The following is a 25,413-nucleotide window of genomic DNA, read 5'->3' as shown; positions in this document are numbered from 1 at the left end:
CAGGGGTGAGCCGCGTAAGACACAATCAGGGGGTGCCCCCCTCCAGCGAAGAGACACGACTGGTCGCCGGTCGCTACCGGTTGCGCTCGGTGCTCGGCTCGGGGTCGATGGGCACCGTCTGGTCGGCCTACGACGAGTTCCTGCACCGGCAGGTGGCCGTCAAGGAGATGAAGGTGCCGCCGGGCATCCCGGCGGCGCAGGCGGACGAGCTGCGGGAGCGCACCCTGCGCGAGGCCCGCGCGATCGCCGTCCTGTCTCACCCGAACGTGATCATCCTGCACGACGTCGCCCGCGAGGACGACCAGCCGTTCGTGGTGATGGAGCTGCTGCCCTCGCGCAGCCTGGCGCACATCCTGCGCGACCACGGGCCGCTGACCGTCGAGCAGGCGGCCGCGGTCGGCATCGCCGTGGCGTCCGCGCTGGAGGCCGCGCACGCCGCCGGGATCACGCACCGCGACGTCAAGCCGGGCAACGTCCTGGTGGCCAGCGACGGCCGGATCAAGCTGACCGACTTCGGCATCGCGCGCAACGTCTCCGAGGCGACTATGACCCGCACCGGGATCATGCTCGGCTCCCCCGCCTACATCGCGCCGGAGGTCGCCTCCGGCGGCGCGGTCGTCCCGGCCGCCGACCTGTGGGGCCTGGGCGCGACGCTGTTCGCGGCGGTCGAGGGCGCGCCGCCGTACGACGCCGACGGCGACCCGCTGGAGACCGTCGGCAAGGTCGTCAACGGCAAGGTGCCCAAGCCGAAGGCCGGGCCGCTGGCCGACGTCATCTCCGCGCTGATGAAGAAGGAGCCGGGTCAGCGGATCACGCTGCGGGACGTCCGGCACCGGCTGTACCCGCTGCAGACGAAGACGCCGCTCGACCTGTTCGGGGCGGACCTGTTCCGCACCCCGGACGGCAAGAAGACGTCCGCCCAGCCGGACGCGACCGACACCCAGGTGATCAAGACCGTCCTGCCCGACAAGGCGGAGAAGAAGGCCGAGGGGTCGAGCAGCGAGCTCGCCACCGACCCGGGTCCGCTGCCGTTCCTGCGGCCGCCCACCCCCGCGCCGGTGCCGCCGCCGTCGCCCTCGGCGGAGCAGGCCACGGTGTTCGTCCCGCCGAGGGTGACGGCACTGTCCGGGCGGCGGACCGCGCGGGCGAGCGTCGTGCTCGTCGCCGTGGCGGTCCTGATCTTCCTGCTCGCCGCGGGCGGCGGGTTCGCGCTGGCCAGGACGGTCGGCGGGCAGCCGCTGCTGCCGCCGGCCGCCGAGCCGGCACCGGCGCCGAACGGGCCCACCGAGGTGCCGCCGCCGACCCTGGTGCGCCAGACCGGCAACGGCAGCTACGTGAACGGCGACGGCGGGCAGTACGCCCTCGACGTACCGGAGGGCTGGCAGAAGTTCTCCGCCCCGCACAGCACGAAGTTCGGGCTGAGCCTGGCCGTCCAGTACGTCTCGCCGGACGGGCGCCGGTCCCTGCGCCTGGAGCGGCTGAGCAAGTACTTCGACCAGTCCGACGATTACGAGGACTACATCGCCTGGCTGCGGGCGTCCTACCCGGGCAACGCGCTCGCGCTCTTCACGCCGTCGAAGTCGGCGGACGGCAAGAGCGCCACGGTGACCTACCGCCTGGCCGAGGGCGGCACGGCCCCTCAGAGCGACGGCGGCGGGGGCACCCGCGTGACGTTCATGAAACTGGTCCAGGCCGGCACGAGCCTGTGGATCCTGTCGGTCACCGTGCCGGCCGAGCAGGAGAGCGCGGGCGAGGCGGACGTCTTCAACCGCGTCGCGCCCACGCTGGCAGTCTCGGACTAGGGAGCCCGGTTCAGCACCTCGCGGGACACGTGCTCCTGCGCGAGGTGGCGCAGGCCGGTGAAGATCCGGTCGCCCAGGACCGTCGCGACCAGGCCGGCCTCGATGATCTTGTCGAACGACGTCAGTCCCGTCACGACCTCGACGTCCAGCTCCGCGACGCGCAGCGCGAGCACGAAGTACTCGTTCAGTCGTTCGGCGAGCTTCTCGTGCCCCAGCTCCTTCGCCGTGGCCAGCGCGGCGACCAGGTTGCCGGTCGCGCGGCTCTCCTCCGAGTGCCACGTCCAGCCGTGCCGATGGGCGAGGTCCTCGAGGAGCCCGGACGCCCACGCGGCCGCCTCGTCGGACACCTTCGGCGGCGTCCCGGCCAGCTCCTCCTGGACGACACCCATCGTTTCGTGCGGGGTTTCGCCGCCGTCGATCGCGCTCAGCACGGCCCCGACCGACGCCAGCGGCAGGCCGCCGACCTCGGTGAGCGCCTTGATGAGCCGGAGCCGCTGGACGTGGGCCGCCGAATACCGGGCCTGGTTGGGGCTCGTGCGCTCACCCGCCGGGAGCAGGCCTTCGCGCAGGTAGTACTTGACGGTCGCGACCGGCACTCCCGACCCCGCGCTCAGTTCGGCCATCCGCATGCGCATCCGCTCCGATCCCAGGGTCGGACTCCGGGTCAACCCTGAAGATTTCTCAGTATGGATAGTTTAGCTTCCCATAACGGAGAGCTTGACTATCCATTCTGGGAGGGAACCATGACCATTCTTGCCGATGTCCGGAGCAGAACGCGCGGGTGGCACCGGCCGTCCGCGCTCGCGGCGGCCGCCCTGGGGGTGATCGCGGTGCTGTGCGTCGCGGCGCTCGTCATCGACCAGCGCACCTTGGCCGGCGCGCCGATCTGGGCGAAGCCGTTCAAGTTCGCGGTGTCCGGTGCGCTCTACTTCGCCACCTGGAGCTGGCTCGTCTCGTTGCTGCCGCGGTTCCGGCGCACGGCGGGCGGGCTGACGAACTTCCTGGTGGCCATCTTCGCCGCCGAGTACGTCCTGCTCGTGTTCCAGGCCGCACGCGGCCGGGCGAGCCACTTCAACAACGCGACCCCGCAGGACGCCCTGATCTACAACGTCATGGGCAAGATGATCATGGGCCTGTGGGTCGCGACGCTCGTGTTGACCGTGCTGGTGATGTTCACGAAGCTCGAGGACCGGGCGAGCTTCTGGGCCGTGCGCGCCGGCGCCGTCGTGTCGCTGGTGGGGATCTCGCTCGGCATCCTGATGACGAACCCGACCGCGCAGCAGCTCGCGCAGTGGAAGACGGGCGGCACGCCGGACCTGGTCGGCGCGCACACCGTCGGGCTCGCCGACGGCGGCCCCGGCCTGCCGATCCTCGGCTGGAGCACGGTCGCCGGCGACCTGCGGATCCCGCACTTCGTCGGGATGCACGCGCTGCAGGCGCTGCCGCTGCTGGCCCTCGCGCTCGCGGCACTGGCCCCGCGTTTCGCCCGGCTGCGCGACGACGTCGTCCGCGCGCGGCTCGTCCTGGTCGGCGCGGCCGGGTACGCGGGGCTGACCGCGCTGGTCACCTGGCAGGCCCTGCGGGCGCAGTCGATCGTGCACCCGGACGCGCTGACGCTGGGCGCGGCCGCGCTGCTCGTGGCGGCCGTCGGGCTGGGGTCGTGGGCCGCGGTGCGCGTCCGATGACTCTGTTCGGCCTGGCGTTCCCGCTGGCGGCGCCGTTCTGGGCGCTGATGATCCTGGCGCCGAACTGGCGGTGGACGGCGCGGATCATGGCGTCGCCCTGGGTGCCGCTGCTGCCGCTCGCCTGCTACTTCGCCCTGGTCCTGCCGCACTTCGGCGAGTGGGGACGAGCGATGCTCTCGCCCGACCTCGGCGTGCTGCGGACGCTGCTGGCCACGCCGTGGGGCGCCGGGCTCGTCTGGGCGCACCTCATCGCGTTCGACCTGTTCATCGCGCGGTGGATGTACTTCGAGGCGCGGTCACGGGAGATTTCGCCGTGGATCATGAGCCCGATCCTGGTGCTGACGATCTTCCTCTCGCCGTTCGGGCTGGTGGTGTTCCTCGTGGTGAGGAGCGTCCGGATACGCTCCCTCGCATGAGTGAACACGAGGCCGCGAGCGCCATCGCCAGTCGAACCGGCGTGGACGCGCACGACATCGCGGTGGTCCTGGGGTCGGGCTGGCGGCCGGCGGCGGACGTCATCGGGGAGTGCGAGACGGAGATCCCGTTCGCCGAACTGCCCGGCTTCACCACGCCCGGCGCGGTGGGGCACGGCGGCACCATCCGCTCGCTGAAGATCGGCGACAAGAACGTCCTGGTGCTGCTGGGACGCACGCACTTCTACGAGGGCAAGGGCATCGACCCGGTGGTGCACAACGTGCGCACCGCGGCGGCGGCCGGCGTCCGGACGGTGCTGCTGACGAACGCGGCGGGCGGGCTGCGCCAGGGGTTCAAGGTGGGTCAGCCGGTGCTGATCTCCGACCACCTGAACCTGACCGCGCGCTCGCCGATCGTCGGCGCGAACTTCGTCGACCTGACCGACCTGTACTCGGCGCGGCTGCGGAAGATCGCGCGGGAGATCGACCCGTCGCTGGAGGAGGGCGTCTACGCGGGCCTGACCGGACCGCACTTCGAGACGCCCGCCGAGATCCACATGCTGCGCACACTGGGCGCGGACCTGGTCGGCATGTCGACGGTCCTGGAGGCGATCGCGGCCCGCGCGGCCGGGGTCGAGGTGTTCGGGCTGTCGCTGGTCACGAACCTGGCCGCCGGCATGACGGGCGAGCCGCTGAACCACCAGGAAGTCCTGGAAGCGGGCCGCGCCGCGGCGACCCAGATGGGCTCGCTGCTGCGCGACCTGGTCTCCCGCGCCTGACCCGAGCGCCCCAATGTGGCCTTGGTTGCGTTCAACGCACCCAAGGGGCCCTTCGGTGCGTTCAACGCACCGAAGGCCACATTGGGGCGCTTTACACCAGGGTGGGGAGCTGGGCGGCCACCTCGGCCGGGGACGGCATCGCCGCCACCTCCGCCGCCAGGACCCGGGTCGCGTCGGCGATGGAGGTGTCCGTGAGCAGGTGACGGGCTTTTGCGGCGACGGCGTCGGCGGTGACCTCCGCGGCCAGCAGGCGGTCGCCCACACCGGCCGCGATGACCGCGTCCGCGTTGCTGAACTGGTCCGCGCCCTGCGGCAGGAGCAGCTGCGGGAGGCCCGCGCCGAACGCGCCGAGCGTCGTGCCGCTGCCGCCGTGGTGGACGACCAGGTCGACGTGCGGCAGCAGCGCCGCCTGCGGGACCCACGCCTCGAGCCGGACGTTCGACGGCACCTCGCCGAGCGCCGCCGGGTCGACCGTCGGGCCGGTGGCGACCAGGACGTCGACGTCCAACCCGGACAGACCGGCGATCGCCGCGCTCAGCACGCCCGCGTGGCCCATCGCCGTGCCGAGGGTCAGGTAGACCAACGGCCGCGAGCGCTCCAGCACGCCCGCGGGCAGCTCACCCGGCTCACTCCAGCCGACCGGCCGCAGCGGGACGCGCGTCGTGCGGGCCAGGAAACCCGGCTCCTGCACCGATTCCGGGCAGATGTCGAGGAACGGCCCACCGAACGCGAGGTCCTCGCCGACGTCGATGCCCAGCGCCGCGCCGTGCGCGCGGATCGCGTCGCGGATCTTCGTCACCATCGGGTCTTCGCTCGACACCCGGCCGAAACCGTGGGCCACCACCGGGAGCCCGGCCTTCATCGCGGCGAACGCGCCACCCGAGTTGCCTGCCTCGCTCACGACGAGGCCGGGCCGGAACCGCGAGAACAGCGGCAGCAGGTCGGCGACGAACCGCTGCGGCATCACCTCGCCGAACACCTTCGCGACGATCGGCCCCAGGACCTCCGGCGGGATCTCGCCGGGCGGCCGCCGCGGGCCGGGCGGCCCGGCTTCGGCGAACGCCTGGCCGAAAGCGTCGCGGATCTCGAGCCCGGCCGCCGCCGTCTCGAGCCCGGCTTTCGTCAGCTGTGGCAGGAAGTCTTCCGAGGTGGCGAAGACGACGTCGTGGCCCGCGTCGCGCGCGGCGACCGCCAGCGGGACGAGCGGGAACGTGTGACCGAAGGACCCCAGTGAGGTGAAGAGCAAGCGCACTCCCCCGACCCTAGCCCGTAGGCTGGCTCGGTGACTTCGACCTCCACGCTGCGTGACGCCGCCTCCCGCTGGATCGCCGACGACCCCGACGACCGCACCCGCGCCGAACTGCAGGACGTCCTCGCCCGCGCGATGGACGGCGAGGACGCTGCCGCCGACGACCTGGCCGACCGGCTGGCCGGGCCCCTGGAGTTCGGCACCGCCGGCCTGCGCGGGCCGGTGCGCGCCGGGCCGAACGGGATGAACGTCGCCGTCGTCACGCGCACGACGGCCGGGGTGGCGGAGTGGCTGAAGGCACACGGGCACGCGGGCGCGCTGGTCGTCATCGGCCGCGACGCGCGGCACGGCTCCGAAGCCTTCGCGACCGCGGCCGCCGAGGTGCTCACCGCGGCGGGCTTCGACGTCAAGGTCTTCCCGAAGCCGCTGCCGACGCCGGTACTGGCGTTCGCGGTCGGGCGGCTCGGTGCGGTGGCCGGGATCCAGATCACCGCGTCGCACAACCCCCCGGCGGACAACGGGTACAAGCTCTACGACGCGACCGGCGGGCAGATCGTGCCGCCGTCCGACGGCGAGATCGAGCGGGCCATCCAGGCCGCGCCCGCCGCGGTGAGCGTGCCGCGGGCGCCCGGCGCCGAGGTCGTCGACCTGCTGGACCGCTACCTCGACGAGGTCGCGACCCTGCCGCTCGGCCAGGAGCGCACCGTGCGCGTGGCCGCCACCGCGTTGCACGGCGTCGGCGCCGACACGCTGCGCGCGTCCTTCGAACGGGCCGGGTTCACCGACCTGCACCTGGTGGACGACCAGGCCGCGCCGGACCCCGACTTCCCGACGGTGTCGTTCCCGAACCCCGAGGAGCCGGGCGCGACCGACCTGCTGCTGGCGCTGGCGTCCGATGTGGACGCCGACCTGGCGATCGCGCTCGACCCGGACGCCGACCGGTGCGCGCTGGGCGTGCGGGACCCCGGCGGCGAGTGGCGGATGCTGCGCGGCGACGAGACCGGCGTGCTGCTCGGCTCGTACGTCCTGTCCACAGTGGACCGCACGACCCTGCCGGACCCGCTGGTCGCGACGACGATCGTCTCGTCGTCGATGCTCGGCGAGATCGCGAAGGCCGAGGGCGCCCGCTACGCCGAGACGCTGACCGGCTTCAAGTGGCTGGTCCGCGCCGGCGAAGGACTCGTGTTCGCCTACGAAGAAGCGCTCGGCCTGTGCGTGAACCCGGGCTTCGTGCGCGACAAGGACGGCATCGCCGCCGCGACACTGGCGGCCGGCTACACCGCGCGGCTGAAGGCCGAGGGCCGCACGCCGCTGGACGTCCTGGACGAGCTGGCGCGGCGCCACGGCGTCCACCTCACCGACCAGGTTTCGCTGCGGGTCACCGACCTCGCCGTCCGCGGGCAGCTGATGACGAAGGTGCGGGAGACGCCGCCGGCCGAGCTGGGCGGCGTCGAGGTGACCCTCGAAGACCTGCTGCCGGACGCGGACGTGCTGCGCCTGACCGGCGAGGGGGTGCGCGTGGTCGTGCGGCCGTCCGGGACCGAGCCGAAGCTGAAGGCGTACTTGCAGGTCGTGGCCCCGGTGACGGGTTCGCTGACCGAAGCCCGCGACGCCGCGACCGCCCGGCTGAGCGCGTTGCGGACCGCCGTCGAGGAACTGCTCGCCTGATGCCAAGGCTGCTGATCGTGCACCACACGCCGTCGCCGTCGACGCAGGCGCTGTTCGAGGCGGTGCTGGCCGGCGCGACGCACCCGGACATCGAAGGCGTGGACGTGGTCCGCCGGGCGGCGCTGGCCACCACCGTCCCCGACGTCCTCGAAGCGGACGGCTACCTGCTGGGCACGCCGGCGAACCTGGGCAGCATGAGCGGTGCGCTGAAGCACTTCTTCGACACCGTCTACTACCCGTGCCTGGACGCGACGCGCGGCCGTCCGTTCGGGTACTGGATCCACGGCAACAGCGACACGGCGGGAACGGAACGCCAGCTGCTGTCCATCACCACGGGCCTGGCCTGGGAGAAGGTGGCGGAGCCGGTGATCAGCACGAGCGAGCCGGACAAGAAGACCCTGGAAGCGTGCACCGAACTGGGCGGCACCCTGGCCGCCACGCTGATGTCGGCGAAAAAGTAAGGGGCCTGTCACCGGAAGCCCTGGGGGTCGACCTCCGGCAACAGGCCGAGACCAAGGGATCGCCGCTAGGGCGTTCGACCTTGGCACCCAAAGCGTACTACAGACCGCCGATCATGACGAGTCGGCGGACATGACTGCCTCTCGTCTTGCGGTTCCGTACACCCCCAGGGTACGGAGAGCAAGACGAGAGGCGCGTCAACTGTAAACCACTGCATACGATAGCTGTCAACATGTGCGTACAGTGGTTTCCCGGCTAGAATTTTCACGGTGGAAACCTAGGGGGCGGGTATGACACGGGAACGCACCTTCGCGGAGCGCCTGAGCGCCCTGATCGAGGCCGCTCGGCTGGACGGCCGCGCGCCGCACAGCTACCGGGAGATCTCGGCCGCCGTCGAGCGGGCGGGCGGGCCGGCGATGTCGCCCGCCTACCTGCAGCAGCTGGCCACGGGCAAGCGCGTCAACCCGAAGATCCACTATGTTGAGGCCCTGGCGAGGCTGTTCGGTGTGCCCGTGACGTACTTCTTCGACGAAGAAGCGGCCGCGCCCCCGGCCGGGGAAGCGCAGCTGATGGCGATGCGGGCGCAGGAGCTCTCGCCGCAGGGACGGCGGCAGGTCATGGACCTGCTGGAGCTGGTGGAGCGCTACGAACGGGCCGAACGCGAGGGCCGGAACCCGGAGGACGCCGCGCGATGAAGGAACGGGAGCTGCGCCGCCGCTGCCGCACGCTGCTGAAGCAGCTCGACATCGGCCCGCCGCTCGACGTCGAGGTGCTGTGCGCGCGGCTGGGGGACCAACGGCGGAAGCCGATCCGGCTGATGGCCTACCCGCTGGAAGTGCCCGGGCCGTTCGGCTGCTGGATCGCGACGTCGTCGGCGGACTACATCTTCTACCAGGCCGAAACGACGAAACCCCACCAAGACCACATCATCCTGCACGAGCTCGGGCACATGCTGGCCGACCACCACCCGCACGGCGACGCCGCGCCGGCGGACTTCCTGCGCGGGCCCGCTCCGGATCTTGACCCGGATGCAGTACACCGCGCACTGCGGCGGACGTCCTACGATGACGCGCACGAGTGGGAAGCCGAGACCGTCGCGACCATCATCCTCGAGTGGGCGTCGGTCCTGAACTACACGATCCCGCGGCGTGCTGCGGACCGGGATCTCCGCCGGATCCAGGGGACGCTCGGCGATCACCAAGGGTGGTTGTGAGCACACTTTTCAGCCCCGTGAACGTTCTCGCGATGGTGCTGTTCGCCGCTGCCCTGGCGTGGCGGATCTACCAGGTGCAGCGCGCACCGACGGTGCCGAACTGGGCCGTCACGGCGTGCATCGCCGGGTTCGCGGCGGCGTTCCTGCTGCAACAGGAAGCCGTGTCCGACGAAATCGACGCGGTCCTCGGCCTCGGCGCGGCACGCGTGGTCAACAACGCGCTGCTGGCGTGCGCCGTGTGCGCGCTGGTGATCTTCTTCCTCGGCTCGGCGCTGGGCCCGCGGCGCTACCGCCGGGTGGTGGTGGAACTGGTGCCGCTGGCCGCGGCGATCACGCTGATGATCGTCACGATGGCCCTGACGGCGCCGGAGCTGCGCGGGCTCCCGCTCGGGCCGTCGACGATCCACGACAGCGGGATCGCGTCGTTCTACCTCGGCGCCGGGCTGTACCTGATCTACGGCCTGATCGCCTGCACGGCGTGGATCGTGCGCTACCTGCGGGTGGCCGACCGGAACCTGCGGATCGGGCTGCGGATGGGCGCGGCCGGCATGGCCTGCGCGGCCGCGGGCAGCATCTTCCGCGCGCTGTACATCGTGGTGGCGTGGGCGTTCGGCCCGGTCGTCAAGGTCCTGCTGCTGCTCGGGGTGCCGTTCGTGATCGTCGGCGGGATGCTGTTCCTGCTCGGCGTCACCTACCCCGGCGTGCGGGCGCGCGTCTCGGCGTTGCGGCGCCGGCGCCAGCACCGCCGCGAGCACGACGCCTTGGGTCCCTTGTGGACGGTTCTGGTCCGGGCGTTCCCCAGCATCGTGCTCCGGACGCCGCCGCGCCGGCGCGGCGAACGCCTTTCCCCGCGCAGCATCCACCGCGTGCACTACCGCCGGGTGATCGAGATCCGGGACGGCCTGGTGCAGCTGTCGCCCTACCTGGCCGCGGACTTCGGCGAAGTCGTCGCCACCGATCCCGGTGCGGCGGCGGCCGCGTTGAAGGCGGCGCTGGCGCGGCACGCGGCCGGCGAGGGGAGCGACGGCCACGCCAAGCAGGTCCTGCCCGCACCGGCGGACGACATCGAATCGGACGTCCGGCCGCTGCTGGCGCTGTCGGCGGCGATGGAGAGCGGGGCCTGACGTGGACACGCTGATCACGGCGGGCCGGGTGCTGCCGCGGCCGTCGATGCCGATCGAAGACGGCGCGGTGCTGGTGCGCGACGGGGTGCTCGTGGCGGCCGGTCCGCGCGCGGACGTCGTCGCGCAGGCTTCGCCGGATGCCTCGCGGCACGACTTTCCCACCGGCACCGCGCTGGCCGGGCTGTTCAACGTCCACGTGCACCTGGCCTTCGACGCGTCTCGCGAGATGCTGGCGCATTTGGAAGACGGCGCCCTTCTGGACGGCGCGCGTTCGCGGCTTTCGTCGATGCTGCGCAGCGGCGTCACGACGGTGCGGGACCTCGGCGACCGCGACCACCTGGGCGCGGCGGTCCGCGAGTCCTTCTCGGACGAGGTGGCCCCGCGGCTGCTGGTGTCGGGCCCGCCGATCACGGTGCCGGACGGGCACTGCCACTTCTTCGGCGGCGCGGTCACTTCCGACGATTCGATCCGCGCGCTGATCGACGCGAACGCGGCGGCGGGCGCGGACGTGATCAAGGTGATGGCGAGCGGCGGCCAGATCACCGAGGGCGGCGCGGACATGTGGGAGTCGCAGTTCGACGCCCGGCAGCTGTCCCTGATCGTCGCGCACGCCGCGTCGCACGGGCTGCCGGTGGCGGCGCACGCTCACGGCGCCGACGCCATCGAGGCGGCGGTCGAGGCCGGGGTGTCGACGGTCGAGCACTGCAGCTTCCTGACCGGGCCGCGGTCGTTCGACCGGCGCGAGCCGGTGGCGAAGCGGATGGCCGCTCAAGGGATTTCGGCGTGTTCGACGAGCAGCCGCAACTGGCGGGTGATCGTCGAGAAGCTGGGCGACGAGACGGCTCAGGCGATGTACGGGCGGCTGCCCTGGCTGGAGGAACACGGGGTCCGGTTGCTGGCGGGGACGGACGCGGGCCTGCCGGGATCGGTGTTCGACGACCCGGTGGGAGCGCTGGAGCTGTACGAGTGGCTTGGTTTTCCCCGCCGCCGGATCCTGGAGATCGCGACCGAGGATTCCGCGGCCGGGCTGGGGCTGGCCGAGGTGACCGGACGGCTCGAGCCAGGCCTCGCCGCGGACGTGCTCGTCGTCGAAGGTGACCCGCTAGCGTCGCTCGCCGCCCTGCGAAACCCCCTCTTGGTGCTGGCCCAGGGCCGCGCGGCCTAGATTCCCGACCAGGGAAGGCCAGTTTGGTGACAGTGTTTTAAAACAGTGTTACTGTAGCCGCGACCTCACCGGACAAGGAGTCCCCCGATGCACGGACCCACCCAGCTCTTCACCGTGATCGCCCTGGTTTCGCTGCCGACCGTGATGTACGGCGGTTACGCGCTCATGGGCGTCCTGCGGGACCGGAAGCTCACCGAACACCAGCGCGCGATGTTCCGCGCCGGCCACGCGCACGCCGGCGTCCTCCTGATCCTCGCCCTCGTCGCGCTGCAGATCCTCAGCCGGACGACGCTGTCCGACCCGACGTTGTGGATCACCTGCTTCCTGCTGCTTTTCGGGATCCTCGCCCAATCCGGCGGGTTCTTCCTCCACCTGCTCCCGAACCGGGGCAAGCTCGGCGGGCGCGTCACGTCCACCGGCGCCGTGCTCCTCGCCGCCGGCACGCTGCTCACGGCCTATGGGGTCGCCTTCGCCTGAGCGCCGGTCGTTAAGCTGGGTGACGTGCCTGAATACCTGCCGACCGCGCCCTACAAGGGGACCCGGGACTTCCTGCCCGCCGAAATGTCCGTCCGGACGCAGGTGTTCGGTCATCTCTACGACGTCCTCGAGCGCCGCGGCTTCCTCCGCTACGACGGCCCGATCCTCGAATCGGCCGAGATCTACGAGCGGAAGTCGGGTCAGGAGCTCGCCGACAAGCAGCTGTACACCCTCACCGACAAGGGCGGGCGGCGGCTGGCGCTGCGCCCGGAGATGACGCCGTCGGTGGCGCGGATGATCGCCGGGAGCGCGAAGTCGCTGTCGTTCCCCGTCCGCTGGTACAGCCACCCGAACTGCCACCGGTACGAGGCGCCGCAACGTGGGCGCGTGCGCGAGCACTGGCAGATCAACGCCGACATCTTCGGCTCGGACAGCGCCAACTGCGAGATCGAGATCTTCGAGCTCATCCACGACATGATGGCCGCGCTCGGCGCGACGCCGGACATGTTCGTGCTGCGCGTCAACGACCGGAACCTGCTGACGTCGGCGCTCACCGACGTCGCCGGGGTCTCCGAGGACCACCTGGCCCAGGTGTTCACGCTCGTCGACCGCTGGGAGAAGTACCCGCGCGAGAAGCTGGCGGAGAGCGCCGCGGAGATCGGGCTCTCGGACAAGCAGTTCGAGAAGCTGGCCGAGACGCTCGGCGCCGGCGAGGCCCTGCTCGACGAGCTGCCGGCCGAGGTGCGCGAGGCGTCGAACCTCGTGCGCGTGCTGAACAGCAGCGCGGGCAGCCTGGTGAAGTACGAGCCGATGATCGTGCGCGGGCTGGCGTACTACACGTCGACCGTGTTCGAGGTCTTCGACACCTCGCCGGAGAACCGCCGCGCGCTCTTCGGCGGCGGCCGCTACAGCGACCTCGCGTCGATGTTCACGCCGCAGCAGATCCCGGGCATCGGCTTCGGCATGGGCGACGTCACGCTGATCGACTTCCTCGACACGCACGGCCTGGCGCCGGCCCCGCGCAGCGAGGTCGACGTCACGGTGATCCCGGTGACCGAGGACCTCGCGGACGCGGCCCGCTCGGTGGCGTCGTCGCTGCGCGCCGCCGGGCTCCGGACGTCGACGCCGATCGAGCACCGCAAGCTGGGCAAGGAGCTGACCCGCGCGGACAAGGCGGGCGCGGTCGCGGTCGTGATCGTCGGCCAGGAGGACTGGGCGGCGGGCAACGTCACGGTCCGCAGCCTCGCGACGCGCGAGCAAACCTCGGTCGCAACCGCCGACGCCCCCGCCGCGGTCCAGGCCCTGCTGGCCTGAACACCGATCTCGCGTGATCAGGAGGTCGACACGCGTGATTGGGGAGTCGACACGCGTGATTGAGCGGTCAACACGACGAAGCCCGGCCGAGCCCGCCGTGTCGACCCTCCAATCACGCGTGTCGACCCTTCAGACACGCGTGTCGACTCTCTGATCACGCGGGGTCGGCGCGGAGCAAGCGCAGGGTGAACGTTGCTCCGTCGCCGGGGCGGCCGGCCGCCGCGATCGTGCCGCCGTGGCCCGTCACCACTTCGCGGACCAGCGCCAGGCCCAGGCCGAACCGGCGGCCGTCGCCGTCGGAGCCGCGGGCGAACCGCTCGAAGATGCGGTCCGCGTCGGCCGCCGGGAAGCCGACGCCCGTGTCGCGGACTCGCAGCTCCACGTGCCTTTCGTCGGGCACGCCCAGCCACACCTCGATCGAGCCGCCCGGCGGGGTGTGGCCCAAGGCGTTGTCCAGCAACGCCGAAAGCACCCGCCGCAACGCCGTCGGGACGCCCTGGACGACGTACGGCCGCCGCTCCCGGGACACCGCGAGCCGGACGTCGCCCTCCCCCGCGCGCACCGCTTCCGCCGCGACCGCTTCCTCGGCGAGCCCACCCAGCTCGACCAGCTCGAACTCCGGCCGGTCGCACGCCTGCGCCGACAGCAACAGGTCCTCGACGACGTCGCCGAGCTCCCGCGTCCCGCGCACCAGCTGCGCGAGGTCGTCGGCGTCCCGGCCGGACGCGCGCCGGGCCAGCAGCTGCGCCCGCGTGTGCAGCCGGGTCAGCGGGGCGCGCAGTTCGTGGGACGCGTCCGCGACGAACGTCCGCTGCCGCCGCAGCGCGTCGGCCAGGGGCCGGATCGCCCGGCAGGCCAGCACCCGGCCGCACAGCACGGCCGCGAGCAGCGCCAGCACTTCCGCGACCACGAGCCCGGACACCAGCGACGAGCGGTCCTGGATCTGGTAGACCTCCTCGAAGAACGCCTGGGAGACCACGCCGCCGCGGTTCTCCACGCGGATCGTGTACGTCATCCCGCCGATCGGGCGGCGTTCCGTGTGGACGTCGCCGGGCGAAGGCACCCTCGCGGTCAGCGCCGGGATCGGCATCCCGGCCGGTGGCGTTCCCGAAGGCGCGTGCAACGCCGGGGTGAACAGCCAGACGCAGCCGGGCGGGGTCGCCGCGGGGCCGAGCTCGATCGTCCTGCTCAGGGTTCGGTCGGCCTCCGCGTGCTGCCGGGACAACATCATCCCGTAGGCGATCCCGCCCGCGACGGCCACCAGCATCGACACCACGACGGCGATCTGCGCGGTGATCGCCCACCGAGCCCGCCGCAGGGCCCGCTCTTCCGGGTCGGCTCTCATACCGCGCCGATCTGGTAGCCGAGGCCGTGCACGGTCCGGACGACGTCGCGGCCGAGCTTGCGCCGCAGGTAGTAGACATAAGTGTCCACAATGGACTCACCGGTCGAGTCGGCGAAGACGTGCGTGCGCAGCGACGCCCGCGGGTGGATCGCCTTGGGCCGCTGGGCCAGCGTCCGCAGCAGCTCGAACTCCCGCCCGGACAGCGTGATCCGCTCGCCGCGCGGCAGCACGACCTCGTGCCGCTGCAGGTCGAGGGCCGCCGCGCCGACCGGAAGACTCTCCGCGCCTTCGAGGTCGCGGCGGCCGAGCGCCCGCAACCGGGCCAGCAGCTCCTCGGCCTCGAACGGCTTGACGAGGTAGTCGTCGGCGCCGGCGTCGAGCCCGCCGACGCGGTCGGCGAGCTCGCCCAGCGCCGAGAGCACCAGGACGCGCGTGGTCACCCCGCGCGCCCGGAGCCGGGCGAGCAGTTCGAGGCCGTCCAGCACCGGGAGGCGGCGGTCGATGATCATCACGTCGTACCGCCCGGTGAGCCCGAGGTGCAGACCCCGCTGGCCGTCGTGCGCCGCGTCGCTCTCGTAGCCTTCGTCCGCGAGCAGCTCGGCGAGCATGCCCGCCAGCTCCCGGTCGTCTTCGACGAGCAGCACTCTCGGTTTTGTCGCCCCATCGTGCACGAGTCCATACTGGCAGTGATTTTCCGAAATTGAACTATCAACTTTTCCCGGTCACCGGGACCGGTTCGGCCATCAGGAGCACCTCGGTGGTCCCCTTGCGGGCATCGCGGCGGTCGAGCCAGCTCAGCACCGGCGCGGTCATGATCGTGGTGACCAACGCCACCAGCACCAGCACCGTGAACAACGCCGGCGAAACGATCCCCGCGGCCAAGCCGACGTTGAGCGCGATCAGCTGCATCAGCCCGCGGGCGTTGACGAGCACGCCGACGCGCGTCGCGATCGCCTGCGGCTCCCCCGCCAGCCGGGCCGCGCCCCAGGACGCACCCAGCTTGCCGACGATCGAGACCGCCACCGTCAGCAGCGCGAAGGCGAGCAGCTTCGGGTCGGCGAGCAGCGCGAACCGGGTGTTCAGGCCGGAATAGGTGAAGAACAGCGGAACGAACACGATCGACCCGATCGGCATGATCTTCGCGAGCACGGCGTCGGAGGCCGCACCGCGGGGGAACGCCACCCCGACGGTGAACGCGCCGAACACCGCGTACAGCCCGATCGTGTCGGTGAACCAGGCGGCCGCGAACAGCGTCATCGCGGTGATGAGCACCCGCTGGTCGACGCTCACCCGGTCACTGCCCATCAGCCGGGTCAGGAGCCGGCGCCCGACGATGAACACCAGCAACGCGAACAGCAGGCCGCCGCCGAGCGCGAGCGCGATCGGCCCGGCCGACCCCGCGTGCATCCCCAGCACGACGGCCAGCAGCAGCCACGCCAGCACGTCGTCGAGCGCACCGCAGGCCAGGGCCAGCGAGCCGAACTTCGTCGACCCGATCCCGCGCTCGGTGATGATCCGGACCATCATCGGGAACGCCGTGATCGCCACCGCCACCCCGACGAACGCCGCCGACGTCACCAGTGAGACGCCTTCCTTGCCGATGCCGATCCACGACGTGCCGAGCACCGCGACCGCGATCCCGAGGGTCAGCGGCACCAGCGTCCCGGCCGAGGAGATCGCCGCGACCGACTTCTTCGACTTCCGGATGCTCTGCAGGTTGAACTCGTAGCCCGCGCCGAACATGTAGATGACCAGGCCGATCTGGCCACCGACGTAGAGCAGGGACTTGATGCCGTCGGGGAACAGCTCCGCCTGGACGTGCGGCAGCAGCAGCCCGAACAGCGAGGGGCCGAGCAGCACGCCGGCGACCATCTCGCCGACCACCGGTGGCTGGCCGAGCTTGACCGCGATCATGCAGACGATCCGGACCACCAGGAGGATCACCACGACAGCGAGGAAGAACAGCGGTGCCGCTTCGGACGGGGTCATGAGTTTCCTCCGGCGAAGTAGGTCGAGCAGAGGGCTTGCTTGCGGGCGTCGAGCACCATGTACGTGCCGAAGACGAGCTGGGCGAAGCTGCGCCAGACGTCTTCCCAGCGGTCGCGGACCGCGAGCCACACCAGCGGCGCACGCTTGCGGCGCGCACCGCGGGGCGTGAGCAGCGCCGGGCCGCGGTTGGGGATCGAGCGCGTGTGCCGGGCCGTCGAGGCGAGGCTGAACCGGCGCAGGACTTCGCGCGTCACGACCCGCATGGTCGGCGGGGCCAGGCCGCGGGCCGGGCACGCGCGGTTCTGCGCGACGCCGAACGGGATGAACTCGTCCTTCGCGGTTTGCGCCGCGAAGCCCGGGTAGCTGAAGCACAGAACCGTGCCCGCCGGGATGGTCAGGTCCGCGAGGTCGATGTCGGCGGTGGAGATCCGGTGCGCGATGCCGAACAGCGGGTACTCGCGCAGCCCGTCGTCGATGACCTGGTCCAGGTAGGCGTCGTCGTCCGGGTGCTCGACGAGCCGCCGCTGCACCTCCGGGCGCTGGGCGATGATCATCAGCAGGTGCGCCATCGCCTCGGACATCTGCACGACGGCGGTGTTGAAGAACGTGCCCTGCAGGTAGAAGGCCTGCTCCTCCGGCGTCAGGGACTGCGGCAGCGGGTGCGGGACGTCGGCGAGGCGCCGTCGCAGGTACTTCGTCAACCGGGCCCGGCGACGCATGTTGCGAGGCCGCACGCACTTGAGCGCCGAGACGACGTCGTCGGCGTGGCCGACGATCAGGTCGCGCGCCTCCGGCGGGCACGGCTCGTCGAACACCAGCTCGTAGTAGAGCTCGGCCCAGATCGGCATCATCTCGTCGCGGATCCGGCGCAGGCCGCCGTCGAGACCGTCGAGCACGTGCGCGGCTACGCGGCGAGCGAGCTCCTCGGAGTCCTTTTTGGACCGGACCAGGATGTGCCGGGTGCACTTGGCGACCTCGTCGTAGCGCGGCCCGGCTTCGAGGTGCTCCTGGTGCACTTCGGGCCCGGGCGCGAGCCAGTACCAGAACAGGTCGGAGAGCGCGGCGCCGCGGCTGCGGCCGTTCGCCGCGGGGTCGGCGTAGACGCGCCGGAAATCCCCGACGCCGACCTGCTCCCCCGGGATCGTCACCACGTCCTGGCCGTTGACCAGCTCGAAGATCCGCATCCGCAGCGCGACGACCCGGGCGGGGAGCCACGCCGGCGCGGTCACCAGCGCGGCCGCGGCAAGCGCTTTCCCGATCACCGGCGCACCTGGTCCGGGGTGAGGTCGGCCGGGTACCGGCCACCGCACATGGCCAGCGCCTGGTCGAAGTCGTCGCGCAGCAGCTCCAGGACCTGCGTGACGCCTTCGCGACCGCCCGCGGCCAGCCCCCACACGACCGGCCGGCCGACGCCGACCGCGTCCGCGCCGAGGGCCAGCGCCTTGACGACGTCGGTGCCGCGGCGGATCCCGCCGTCGAGCAGCACGGGTATCGCCCCGCCGACGGCCGCCGCGATCTCGGGGAGCACGTCGATCGTGGCGGGCACGGTGTCGAGCTGGCGGCCCCCGTGGTTGGACACGACGATCCCGGCGACGCCGTGGTGCACCGCCAGGCGCGCGTCCTCGGCGTGGAGCACGCCCTTGATCAGCACCGGGAGCTTGGTCTTGCCCCGCAGCCACGCGATGTGGTCCCAGCTCAGCCCGGCCGACATGACGATCTCGCGGACGTGGCTCGCGTTGCCGCCGCTGCGGTTCTCCAGGTCGAGGTTGCGGAGGTTCTCCACGACCAGCCCCGGCGGCAGGTCGTGGAAGTCGTTGCGGTCGTCGCGCTCGCGGCGGCCGAGCACCGGCGAGTCGACGGTCACGACGAACGCCTTGACGCCGGCGTTTTCGGCCCGGCGCACGATCGCCTCGGTGAACTCCAGATCGGGCTGCAGGTAGAGCTGGAACCACAGGCCCGGGTCCGGCGCGACCTCGCGGGCCGCCGCGGCGATGTCCTCGATCGCCGTGGTCGAGGCCATGCTGACGATCATGATCGTGCCCGCCCGCGCGGCCGCCCTCGCCGTGGCGAGCTCGCCGTCGGCGTGCGCGAGCCGGTGGAACGCCGTGGGCGCGACGAGGATCGGCATCGAGGACGGCGTCCCGAGCAGGGTCAGGCTCAGGTCGCGCTTGTCGCTGCCGCGCAGGACCCGCGGGAGGAGCCGCAGCTTCTTGAACGCCGATTCGTTCTCCGCCACCGTGATCTCGTCCTGCGCGCCACCCGCGAAGTAGTCGTAGTGCACCGGGTCGAGGCGCTGCCGGGCCGCCGCCTCGAACTCCGCGATCGTGCGCATCACAGCTCCCGGGCGAAGAACGCGGTCAGCGGTCCGACGTGCACCTCTTCGTTGTCCCACTCGTTCTCGAGGTTCTCGGTGACGTGGTGGGTCGCGACCAGCTCGCCGCGGCGGTAGTGGCGGACGATCGGGTGCAGGTAGTGGCCTTCGCCGTGGTCGTTGGCTTTGTCCTGGGCGGCGCGCGCGACGAAGTCGAACGGGTCGATCTTGTCGTGGTCGGGGCCGTAGTCGAGGGTGACGATGTAGGCGTCGTCGGGGGGATCCTGGAGGACGCGATCCACCGGCACCTCTTCGAGGTAGCGGGCGGTGTCGCCGTCGACGATCAGCGCGTCACCGAGGAAGCCGAACTGCTGGTACAGCGCGGAAGTCCGGTTGATCCGGGTGATCACGGCGTCGGTCAGCGCGTCCGGTTTGGCGGGCAGCTCGGTGCTCGGCCACGGCGTGTCGTGGTGGCGCTCGTTCAGGACCTTGGCCAGCGCGCGGACGCCGTAGCGGAAGCCGTGGATGAACGCGCTGGTGGCCTTCTTGAAGTCGCGGACCTGCGTGATCGTGCCGGCGAAGTAGAGGCCGGGCACGTTGACCGACTCCCAGTCCGGCGTCTGCGCCGGGAAGCGGTCGTTGATCGTGAGCTGGGGACGGCAGTCCTCGTCGAAGAGTTCGGCGTCGAAGCGGAAGCCCGTGCAGCCGATGACGCGGTCGTAGCGGATCTCCTTGATGACCTCGTCGGCGCGGGCGAAGGCGAACTTGACGTGGTAGCCGTCGGCGTCCTTGCGGACCTCGCGGACGTCGCCGTCGAGGATCGCGTGCTGGAGCTTGAGCTGGTACATGTCGAGGATGCCCGCGTTGTAGGCGCGGAGGTGGCCGACGAAGTGGGTGCGCCAGGCGAGCTTCACCGGCCGCGGGCCGCCGACGTGCACGACCGCGGCGGTCTCGATGAGGTTGTCGGCGGTCTCGAAGGCGGAGTTCCCCTTGCCCAGCACCAGGACACGCTGGTCGGTGAAGCTCTTCGGGTCGACGTCGACGTCCACGTACTGGTCGATCAGCTCGACGCCGGGGAACTGCGGGAGGTACGGCTTGGTGACGCCGGAGGCCATGACCAGCCGGTGCGCCTTGAACTCCGTGTCACCGGCGGTGAGGATGAAGACAGCGCTTTCCGGGTCGCGGCGGATGCGCGTCACCCGGGTGTCGTAGCGGACGTCGACGTTGTGCTTCGCCGCGTAGTCGGCGAGGTAGCGCAGGAAGTCCGGAGCGTCCGGGAAGAGCTTCTCGCTGTAGTCGGTGAAGACGGGCTGGTCGTCGCCGCCCTCGGTCAGGATCGAGTTCCAGTCCATCCGCATGCGCAGCTCCGGGTCGGCGTACCCGGTGTGCTTCTTGTTGATGGAGATGAGCGTGCGGTGCCGGGGGAAGGTCTCGAAGAAGTGGCCGGGCGCGGAACCGGCCTCCAGCACCAGGTACCGGTGGCCGGCGTGGCCGAGGTGCTGCCCCAGCTGCAACCCGGCGGGCCCGGCCCCGACGACCAGATAATCGAGCACTTCCTCCACGACGACCTCCTGCAGGCTCGGCACCGACCTTGATCGGCGCCGAGCCTGCTCCGGAGATCTCAGAAAAGGCTCAGAGGAAGTTGCTTACTTGCCGGCGGCGCGGGCCAGGCGTTCGGGGTAGCGCTCCCCCGCCACGGCCTCCGCCGGCGCGGCCGCCGCGATGGCCGCCAGGTCGTCCGCGGTCAGCTCCAGCGAAGCCGCCGCCACGTTCTCCTCGAGGTACTTGCGGCGCTTCGTCCCCGGGATCGGCACGACGTCCTCGCCGTGGGACTGCACCCACGCGAGCGCCAGCTGCCCCGCCGTGACGCCCTTCGAATCCGCCAGCGCACGCAGCGCGTCGACGATCGCCATGTTGCGCTCGAAGTTGCCCTCGGCGAACCGCGGCAGGCCGCGGCGCATGTCGTCCTCCGGCAGGTCCGCCATCGACTTCACCGCGCCCGTCAGGAAACCGCGGCCCAGCGGCGAGAACGGCACCACGCCGACGCCGAGCTCCCGGCACGTGTCCAGGATCTCGCCCTCGATGCCACGGGTCCACAGCGACCACTCGCTCTGCAGCGCGGTCACCGGGTGCACCGCGTGCGCGGCGCGGATCGTCGCCGCGCTCGCCTCGGAAATCCCGGCGTACCGGATCTTCCCGGCTTCCACGAGCGAAGCCAGCGCGCCCCAGGTCTCCTCGATCGGCGTGTCCGGGTCGACGCGGTGCTGGTAGTACAGGTCGATGTGGTCGACGCCGAGCCGGCGCAGCGACTCGTCGCAGGATTGCTTGACGTACTCGGCGTCACCGCGGGCGCTCATCGCGCCGTCGGTCCACACGATGCCGAACTTCGTCGCGAGCACGACCTCGTCGCGGCGGCCGGCGATCGCGCGGCCCACCAGGTCCTCGTTGACGCCGTCGGCGTAGACGTTCGCGGTGTCGAGCAGCGTGACGCCGAGGTCGAGGGCCCGGTGGATCGTCGCGATCGACTCTTCGTCGTTGTCGCGGACGCCGTAGGCCTGGCTCATCCCCATGCAGCCGAGTCCCTGGGCGCTGACCTCCAGGCCGCCGAGCTTCCTGGTCTTCACGCGGAAATCTCCTCCATGTCGGGTTCCACGCCGAGCACCTTCCGCTCGACCTGGGCGTAGTTCTCGATCTTGTAGTCCAGGACGTCGAGGCAGCCCTGCAGCTCGGCGATCCGCTCGGCGACCGACCGCCGCTGCTCCACCAGCAGAGCCTTGCGGCGGCCCGCGCTGGCGACGCCGTGGCGGCGCAGCGACGCGTATTCGCGCATGCTCTTGATGGGCATCCCGGTGGTGCGCAGCTTGGTCAGGAACCCCAGCCAGCCGAGGTCGTCGTCGGAGTAGGCCCGGCGGCCCGCGGTGTCCCGAGCGGGCGGGTCGAGCAGTTTGATGCGCTCGTAGTACCGGAGAGTGTCGATCGACAGTCCGCTACGTCGCGCGGCTTCCGCTATCGAGTAGCTCATGAGCTCGACACTACGACCTGGAGTGCACTCCAGGTCAACTCTTCACCCTGGCCATTTATAACAGCGTTCCGATACGCTGCGTACATGGCTCGACCACGGACCCACGACGAAGCGCTGCGGCTGAAGCTCCTCGACCGCGCCGGAGAGCTCATCGCCGCCGACGGGCCCAAGGCGCTTTCCCTGCGGAAGCTGGCCGCCGACGCCGGGACGTCGACCACCGCCGTGTACTCCCTCTTCGGCAGCAAACCCGATCTGGTGAACGCCCTCTACACCGAAGGCTTCCGCCGCTTCGGCGCCCGGATGGCCGGCACCGTGCTGACCGGCGACCCGGTCGGCGACCTCGTCGCGCTCGGCAGCGCCTACCGCGCCAGCGCGCTGGCCGACCCGAACCTCTACGGAATCATGTTCACCAGGTCGGTGCCCGGGTTCGAGCCCAACGAAGACGCCGAAAAACTGGCCAGGAAGACCCTCGAGCCCTTGGAGGCGATCATCCGCCGGGCCATCGCCGACGGCGTCTTCCTCGACGTCCCGCCGGAGACGGTCGCGGTCGGCTGCTGGGCCTTCGTGCACGGGCTCGTCTCCCTGGAGCTGACCGGCAACCTGCCGGAGGAGTTCGACGTCACGGGCTCGTACGAGACGGCCCTGCGCGCGAACGCCTCCGGCTGGCTGCGCTCTCGGCCGTAGCGCTCACGCGGTCTCGTCTGGCGGGAACCGGGCGTCCGCCAGGTCGAGTTCCTCGTGTTCGCCTCCCTCGAAGTCGGCTCCCCCTTCGAAATGCGTGTGGGAGCACTGGAACAGGCCGCCCGAGCGGATCCGGGTGAAGCGGACGTCCCGGGCGAAGTGCGCCCACGAGAAGAACACGCCCTCCTCGAAGACCGACTGGTCGAAGTTCGCGATGTCGGTGAACTGCGTGCCGTAGAACCCCGCCCGGCGGGTGAAGGTCGTGCCGCGGATGTGGACCGCGCCGACGAACCGGGCGCGGCTGAAGTCCGCGGCGGCCAGGGTGCAGCCGCTCAGCCGGAAGTCGACCAGGACGGCGCGCTGCAGGTCGACCGACATCCCCGGCCAGTAGCCCGGGTCCTCGTGGCTCAGGTGCGTCTTGAGCAGCTCCTGCACGGCCAGGCGGACCAGCAGTTCGGGATCCGTGTCCTCGCCGAGCTCCGCGCCGGTCCGGCCGCGCAGGCCCGTTTTCGGGGCCTTGAACGGCATCCGCAGGTACGCGCACAGCACGTTCACGATCGTCTGACGCTGTTTCGGGTTGTCCTGCCCGAGCCGCTCCAGCGCGTAAAACCCGCCGAACCGCACCGGCGCCTTGTCGCTGCCGAGCTGCTCGACGGCCTTCGTGTACAGCTCGGTGACCCGCCGCTCCTCGAGATCGCGTTCGGTCACGCCCGCGACGCGGGTCGTCTCGGCGAGCTGCAGCTCCATCGTGCGCTGGCGGCGCGTCGCCAGCCACAGCGCGAAGATGCCGCCCGCGCCGGCGCCGATGCCGAACGCCGTCTTGACGGCGTCGATGCGCACCGGCGCGTCCGGCGACCCGGACCAGCCCAGCAACAGCCACAGCAGGCCGGCCGTGACGACCGCGACCACGGCGCCGGCCACCGCGACCCACCGCCACTTCAGGACGGGCAAGGCTTTAGACAGCACCGTACTGGCGGTCACCCGCGTCACCGAGACCCGGGACGATGAAGCCCGAGTCGTTGAGGCGCTCGTCGATGCTGGCGGTGACGACGCGGACGGGCAGGCCGGTCTTTTCCAGGTGCGCCAGGCCTTCCGGCGCGGCCAGCGCGCAGATGGCCGTGACGTCGTCCGCGCCGCGGTCGGTGAGCAGCCGGATCGTGTACTCCATCGAGCCGCCGGTGGCCAGCATCGGGTCGAGCACCAGCACCGGCCGGTCGGCGAGCGACTCCGGCAGCGATTCGAGGTACGGCGTCGGCTTCAGGGTTTCTTCGTCGCGCGCGAGGCCGACGAAGCCCATCTGCGCGTCCGGGATCAGCTTGTGCGCCTGGTCGGCCATGCCGAGGCCGGCCCGCAGCACCGGGACGAGCAGCGGCGGCTTGGCCAGCTTGTAGCCCTCGGTGCGCGCGACCGGCGTGTGAATCCGCTCGGTCTTGACCGGCACGTCGCGCGTGGCTTCGTAGACCAGCATGACGGTCAGCTCGTGCAGCGCGGCCCGGAACGCGGCGCTGTCGGTGCGCGCGTCGCGCATCGTGGAGAGCCGGGCCTTCGCGAGGGGGTGATCGACGACGTGCACATCCATGCGGGTCAATCTAGCCGTCCCGCGAACCTTTTCACCCAGCCGCGCTGCCAGGGCGTTTCGACGGCGCGTTCGTGGTAGTGCTCCCGCACCCAGGCGACGGCTTCGTCGGCCGGGACGCCGGAGAGGACGGCCAGGCAGGCCATCACCGTGCCGGTCCGCCCGGCGCCGCCGTAGCAGGCGACTTCGACGGTTTCCGTCTTGGCTCGTTCGTGGAGGGCCTTGATCTGCCGGCGTGCTTCGGCGGGCTTGGTGGGCAGCAGGAAGTCCGGCCAGGTGACCCATTCGTGCGGCCAGGTGATGCCCCCGCCGTGCTTGCGCCGCAGCCGGCTCGTGCCCAGGTAGAGCCCGAAGTCCGGCTCGGGTTCGTCGGGCCGCGGGCGCCCCAGCCCGCGACCTCGGACCTGGACGCCGTCAGGGAATTCGACCATCGGCCCAGTGTCCTCCGGAAGTTGGACACGCAGGGTGGTTTTCGCCGCTAAGCTCCGCCGGGTGAGCGAACTGACGCCCGATCAGATGAGGGCCTCCGACGCGGACCGCGAGCGCGTCGCGCAGGTGCTGCACAACGCCCTCTCGGAAGGGCGGATCACCGTGAACGAGCTGGAAGAGCGGCTCACGACGGTATACGCGGCGAAGACGCTCGGCGACCTCAAACCGGTGACGGTGGACCTGCCGTCCACGTCGGCGGCGATCGAGCCGGCGACCACGCGCGCGCTCGGGTTCCCCGACCAGCGCATCGGCGGCCACCCGGGCAGCCCGGTGTCGATCGGCGTGCTGTCCGGAGCGGTCCGCAAGGGCAGCTGGGTCCTGCCCCCGCAGCACAACAGCTTCGCGTTCTGGGGCGGCGCGGAGATCGACCTGCGCCAAGCGCGTTTCGCGGACCGGAACTGCACGATCACCGCGGTCGCGATCATGGGCGGCATCCAGATCACGGTCCCGGACGACATCAACGTCGACGTGACGGGGATCGGGTTCATGGGCGGGTTCCTGCTGGAGGACAAGTCGGGAGCACCGCCCGCGCCCGCGACGGCGCCGACGGTGAAGATCAACGGGCTGGCGTTCTGGGGCGGGGTCGTGGTGTACCGGAAGGCGGCTCAGCGGTCGGAACCGCCGCAGATCGAAGGGGCCTGACCTCGGCGTT

General features: G+C 71.3%; 27 protein-coding genes. 14 read left to right on the top strand and 13 right to left on the bottom strand.

Going from position 1 to position 25,413, the window contains the following annotated elements:
• Positions 1-59: 59 nt before the first annotated feature.
• Positions 60-1,802, top strand: coding sequence for a serine/threonine-protein kinase (locus AB0N03_RS18720; protein ID WP_364372969.1), 1,743 nt, complete (start codon positions 60-62; stop codon positions 1,800-1,802).
• Here AB0N03_RS18720 and AB0N03_RS18715 read toward each other — a convergent pair.
• A complete protein-coding gene (locus AB0N03_RS18715) occupies positions 1,799-2,437 on the bottom strand; it encodes a MerR family transcriptional regulator (RefSeq protein ID WP_364372796.1) in 639 nt (212 codons plus the stop codon). The two genes, AB0N03_RS18720 and AB0N03_RS18715, sit on opposite strands and share 4 nt — an antisense overlap.
• A gap of 108 nt (positions 2,438-2,545) precedes the next feature.
• Between AB0N03_RS18715 and AB0N03_RS18710 the strand changes: the two genes are divergently transcribed.
• From AB0N03_RS18710 to AB0N03_RS18700, 3 genes are read left to right on the top strand one after another with little or no spacing between them, the layout of a single operon-like run.
• Entirely contained in the window at positions 2,546-3,487 is a 942-nt protein-coding gene (locus AB0N03_RS18710; protein WP_364372793.1) for a hypothetical protein, read from the top strand.
• Positions 3,484-3,903 (top strand): ABA4-like family protein, encoded by a 420-nt coding sequence (locus AB0N03_RS18705; RefSeq protein ID WP_364372790.1) that lies wholly within the window; start codon positions 3,484-3,486, stop codon positions 3,901-3,903. Before AB0N03_RS18710 ends, AB0N03_RS18705 begins: the two co-directional genes overlap by 4 nt.
• Positions 3,900-4,679: a purine-nucleoside phosphorylase gene (locus AB0N03_RS18700; protein ID WP_364372787.1), complete on the top strand. Its 780-nt coding sequence runs from the start codon at positions 3,900-3,902 to the stop codon at positions 4,677-4,679. The genes AB0N03_RS18705 and AB0N03_RS18700 overlap by 4 nt, the downstream gene beginning before the upstream one ends.
• Positions 4,680-4,770: 91 nt before the next feature.
• Here AB0N03_RS18700 and AB0N03_RS18695 read toward each other — a convergent pair whose 3' ends face one another.
• Entirely contained in the window at positions 4,771-5,931 is a 1,161-nt protein-coding gene (locus AB0N03_RS18695) for a nucleotide disphospho-sugar-binding domain-containing protein (RefSeq protein WP_364372785.1), read from the bottom strand.
• A gap of 30 nt (positions 5,932-5,961) precedes the next feature.
• Between AB0N03_RS18695 and AB0N03_RS18690 the strand changes: the two genes are divergently transcribed.
• The 8 genes from AB0N03_RS18690 (at position 5,962) to hisS (ending at position 13,348) form a co-directional block, all read left to right on the top strand.
• The gene (locus AB0N03_RS18690; RefSeq protein ID WP_364372782.1) at positions 5,962-7,596 is read left to right on the top strand and encodes a phospho-sugar mutase; all 1,635 of its coding nucleotides are present in this window, start codon (positions 5,962-5,964) and stop codon (positions 7,594-7,596) included.
• Positions 7,596-8,057, top strand: a complete 462-nt coding sequence (locus tag AB0N03_RS18685) for an NAD(P)H-dependent oxidoreductase (protein WP_364372779.1) — start codon at positions 7,596-7,598, stop codon at positions 8,055-8,057. The genes AB0N03_RS18690 and AB0N03_RS18685 overlap by 1 nt, the downstream gene beginning before the upstream one ends.
• 288 nt (positions 8,058-8,345) lie before the next feature.
• Positions 8,346-8,750: an XRE family transcriptional regulator gene (locus tag AB0N03_RS18680; protein ID WP_364372777.1), complete on the top strand. Its 405-nt coding sequence runs from the start codon at positions 8,346-8,348 to the stop codon at positions 8,748-8,750.
• Entirely contained in the window at positions 8,747-9,268 is a 522-nt protein-coding gene (locus AB0N03_RS18675) for a hypothetical protein (protein ID WP_364372774.1), read from the top strand. The genes AB0N03_RS18680 and AB0N03_RS18675 overlap by 4 nt, the downstream gene beginning before the upstream one ends.
• Positions 9,265-10,392, top strand: coding sequence for an MAB_1171c family putative transporter (locus tag AB0N03_RS18670; RefSeq protein WP_364372772.1), 1,128 nt, complete (start codon positions 9,265-9,267; stop codon positions 10,390-10,392). Before AB0N03_RS18675 ends, AB0N03_RS18670 begins: the two co-directional genes overlap by 4 nt.
• A 1-nt stretch (position 10,393) precedes the next feature.
• Complete coding sequence (locus tag AB0N03_RS18665) at positions 10,394-11,557, top strand: amidohydrolase family protein (RefSeq protein WP_364372769.1); 1,164 nt, start codon at positions 10,394-10,396, stop codon at positions 11,555-11,557.
• 87 nt (positions 11,558-11,644) lie between these two features.
• Entirely contained in the window at positions 11,645-12,034 is a 390-nt protein-coding gene (locus AB0N03_RS18660) for a hypothetical protein (RefSeq protein ID WP_364372766.1), read from the top strand.
• A gap of 24 nt (positions 12,035-12,058) precedes the next feature.
• Positions 12,059-13,348, top strand: a complete 1,290-nt coding sequence (gene hisS / locus AB0N03_RS18655; RefSeq protein WP_364372763.1) for a histidine--tRNA ligase — start codon at positions 12,059-12,061, stop codon at positions 13,346-13,348.
• Between the two features lie 154 nt (positions 13,349-13,502).
• On the opposite strand, the gene AB0N03_RS18650 is transcribed toward hisS, so the two are convergent.
• From AB0N03_RS18650 to AB0N03_RS18615, 8 genes are all read right to left on the bottom strand, one after another.
• A complete protein-coding gene (locus AB0N03_RS18650) occupies positions 13,503-14,693 on the bottom strand; it encodes a HAMP domain-containing sensor histidine kinase (RefSeq protein ID WP_364372760.1) in 1,191 nt (396 codons plus the stop codon).
• Positions 14,690-15,337, bottom strand: a complete 648-nt coding sequence (locus AB0N03_RS18645; RefSeq protein WP_364372757.1) for a response regulator transcription factor — start codon at positions 15,335-15,337, stop codon at positions 14,690-14,692. The genes AB0N03_RS18650 and AB0N03_RS18645 overlap by 4 nt, the downstream gene beginning before the upstream one ends.
• A gap of 64 nt (positions 15,338-15,401) precedes the next feature.
• Positions 15,402-16,682 (bottom strand): cation:proton antiporter, encoded by a 1,281-nt coding sequence (locus AB0N03_RS18640; protein WP_364372754.1) that lies wholly within the window; start codon positions 16,680-16,682, stop codon positions 15,402-15,404.
• Positions 16,679-17,944, bottom strand: coding sequence for a cytochrome P450 (locus AB0N03_RS18635; RefSeq protein ID WP_364372751.1), 1,266 nt, complete (start codon positions 17,942-17,944; stop codon positions 16,679-16,681). The genes AB0N03_RS18640 and AB0N03_RS18635 overlap by 4 nt, the downstream gene beginning before the upstream one ends.
• The gene (locus tag AB0N03_RS18630) at positions 17,941-19,014 is read right to left on the bottom strand and encodes an alpha-hydroxy acid oxidase (RefSeq protein WP_364372748.1); all 1,074 of its coding nucleotides are present in this window, start codon (positions 19,012-19,014) and stop codon (positions 17,941-17,943) included. Before AB0N03_RS18630 ends, AB0N03_RS18635 begins: the two co-directional genes overlap by 4 nt.
• Entirely contained in the window at positions 19,014-20,555 is a 1,542-nt protein-coding gene (locus AB0N03_RS18625) for an NAD(P)-binding domain-containing protein (protein ID WP_364372745.1), read from the bottom strand. The genes AB0N03_RS18630 and AB0N03_RS18625 overlap by 1 nt, the downstream gene beginning before the upstream one ends.
• 84 nt (positions 20,556-20,639) lie before the next feature.
• On the bottom strand, positions 20,640-21,563 hold the full coding sequence (locus tag AB0N03_RS18620; RefSeq protein WP_364372966.1) for an aldo/keto reductase: 924 nt from the start codon (positions 21,561-21,563) through the stop codon (positions 20,640-20,642).
• 50 nt (positions 21,564-21,613) lie between these two features.
• Entirely contained in the window at positions 21,614-22,015 is a 402-nt protein-coding gene (locus tag AB0N03_RS18615; RefSeq protein ID WP_364372742.1) for a MerR family transcriptional regulator, read from the bottom strand.
• A gap of 84 nt (positions 22,016-22,099) precedes the next feature.
• Between AB0N03_RS18615 and AB0N03_RS18610 the strand changes: the two genes are divergently transcribed.
• The gene (locus AB0N03_RS18610) at positions 22,100-22,699 is read left to right on the top strand and encodes a TetR/AcrR family transcriptional regulator (RefSeq protein ID WP_364372739.1); all 600 of its coding nucleotides are present in this window, start codon (positions 22,100-22,102) and stop codon (positions 22,697-22,699) included.
• A gap of 3 nt (positions 22,700-22,702) precedes the next feature.
• Here the strand turns inward: AB0N03_RS18610 and AB0N03_RS18605 are convergent, their stop codons facing one another.
• Genes AB0N03_RS18605 through AB0N03_RS18595 form a run of 3 tightly spaced genes read right to left on the bottom strand, consistent with a single transcriptional unit; the run spans position 22,703 to position 24,703 of the window.
• A complete protein-coding gene (locus AB0N03_RS18605; protein WP_364372736.1) occupies positions 22,703-23,647 on the bottom strand; it encodes a pentapeptide repeat-containing protein in 945 nt (314 codons plus the stop codon).
• Positions 23,648-23,651: 4 nt separating this feature from the next.
• Entirely contained in the window at positions 23,652-24,275 is a 624-nt protein-coding gene (gene upp / locus AB0N03_RS18600; protein ID WP_285482509.1) for a uracil phosphoribosyltransferase, read from the bottom strand.
• 5 nt (positions 24,276-24,280) lie between these two features.
• Entirely contained in the window at positions 24,281-24,703 is a 423-nt protein-coding gene (locus AB0N03_RS18595; protein ID WP_364372733.1) for a protein-tyrosine phosphatase family protein, read from the bottom strand.
• Positions 24,704-24,788: 85 nt separating this feature from the next.
• Between AB0N03_RS18595 and AB0N03_RS18590 the strand changes: the two genes are divergently transcribed.
• Positions 24,789-25,403, top strand: coding sequence for a DUF1707 domain-containing protein (locus AB0N03_RS18590; protein ID WP_364372964.1), 615 nt, complete (start codon positions 24,789-24,791; stop codon positions 25,401-25,403).
• Positions 25,404-25,413: the final 10 nt, after the last annotated feature.

Source organism: Amycolatopsis sp. NPDC051061 (assembly GCF_040682935.1).
Classification (GTDB): Bacteria; Actinomycetota; Actinomycetes; order Mycobacteriales; family Pseudonocardiaceae; genus Amycolatopsis.
This window is presented reverse-complemented; position numbering and strand designations above follow the sequence as displayed.

Bases quoted from the DNA above. Each gene is read 5' to 3' on its own strand.
- AB0N03_RS18715 (WP_364372796.1), bottom strand. From the start codon at position 2,437: ATGCGCATGCGGATGGCCGAACTGAGCGCGGGGTCGGGAGTGCCGGTC.
- AB0N03_RS18710 (WP_364372793.1), top strand. From the start codon at position 2,546: ATGACCATTCTTGCCGATGTCCGGAGCAGAACGCGCGGGTGGCACCGG.
- AB0N03_RS18705 (WP_364372790.1), top strand. From the start codon at position 3,484: ATGACTCTGTTCGGCCTGGCGTTCCCGCTGGCGGCGCCGTTCTGGGCG.
- AB0N03_RS18700 (WP_364372787.1), top strand. From the start codon at position 3,900: ATGAGTGAACACGAGGCCGCGAGCGCCATCGCCAGTCGAACCGGCGTG.
- AB0N03_RS18685 (WP_364372779.1), top strand. From the start codon at position 7,596: ATGCCAAGGCTGCTGATCGTGCACCACACGCCGTCGCCGTCGACGCAG.
- AB0N03_RS18680 (WP_364372777.1), top strand. From the start codon at position 8,346: ATGACACGGGAACGCACCTTCGCGGAGCGCCTGAGCGCCCTGATCGAG.
- AB0N03_RS18675 (WP_364372774.1), top strand. From the start codon at position 8,747: ATGAAGGAACGGGAGCTGCGCCGCCGCTGCCGCACGCTGCTGAAGCAG.
- AB0N03_RS18660 (WP_364372766.1), top strand. From the start codon at position 11,645: ATGCACGGACCCACCCAGCTCTTCACCGTGATCGCCCTGGTTTCGCTG.
- AB0N03_RS18650 (WP_364372760.1), bottom strand. From the start codon at position 14,693: ATGAGAGCCGACCCGGAAGAGCGGGCCCTGCGGCGGGCTCGGTGGGCG.
- AB0N03_RS18640 (WP_364372754.1), bottom strand. From the start codon at position 16,682: ATGACCCCGTCCGAAGCGGCACCGCTGTTCTTCCTCGCTGTCGTGGTG.
- AB0N03_RS18630 (WP_364372748.1), bottom strand. From the start codon at position 19,014: ATGCGCACGATCGCGGAGTTCGAGGCGGCGGCCCGGCAGCGCCTCGAC.
- AB0N03_RS18620 (WP_364372966.1), bottom strand. From the start codon at position 21,563: ATGGGGATGAGCCAGGCCTACGGCGTCCGCGACAACGACGAAGAGTCG.
- AB0N03_RS18615 (WP_364372742.1), bottom strand. From the start codon at position 22,015: ATGAGCTACTCGATAGCGGAAGCCGCGCGACGTAGCGGACTGTCGATC.
- AB0N03_RS18610 (WP_364372739.1), top strand. From the start codon at position 22,100: ATGGCTCGACCACGGACCCACGACGAAGCGCTGCGGCTGAAGCTCCTC.
- upp (WP_285482509.1), bottom strand. From the start codon at position 24,275: ATGGATGTGCACGTCGTCGATCACCCCCTCGCGAAGGCCCGGCTCTCC.
- AB0N03_RS18595 (WP_364372733.1), bottom strand. From the start codon at position 24,703: ATGGTCGAATTCCCTGACGGCGTCCAGGTCCGAGGTCGCGGGCTGGGG.
- AB0N03_RS18590 (WP_364372964.1), top strand. From the start codon at position 24,789: ATGAGGGCCTCCGACGCGGACCGCGAGCGCGTCGCGCAGGTGCTGCAC.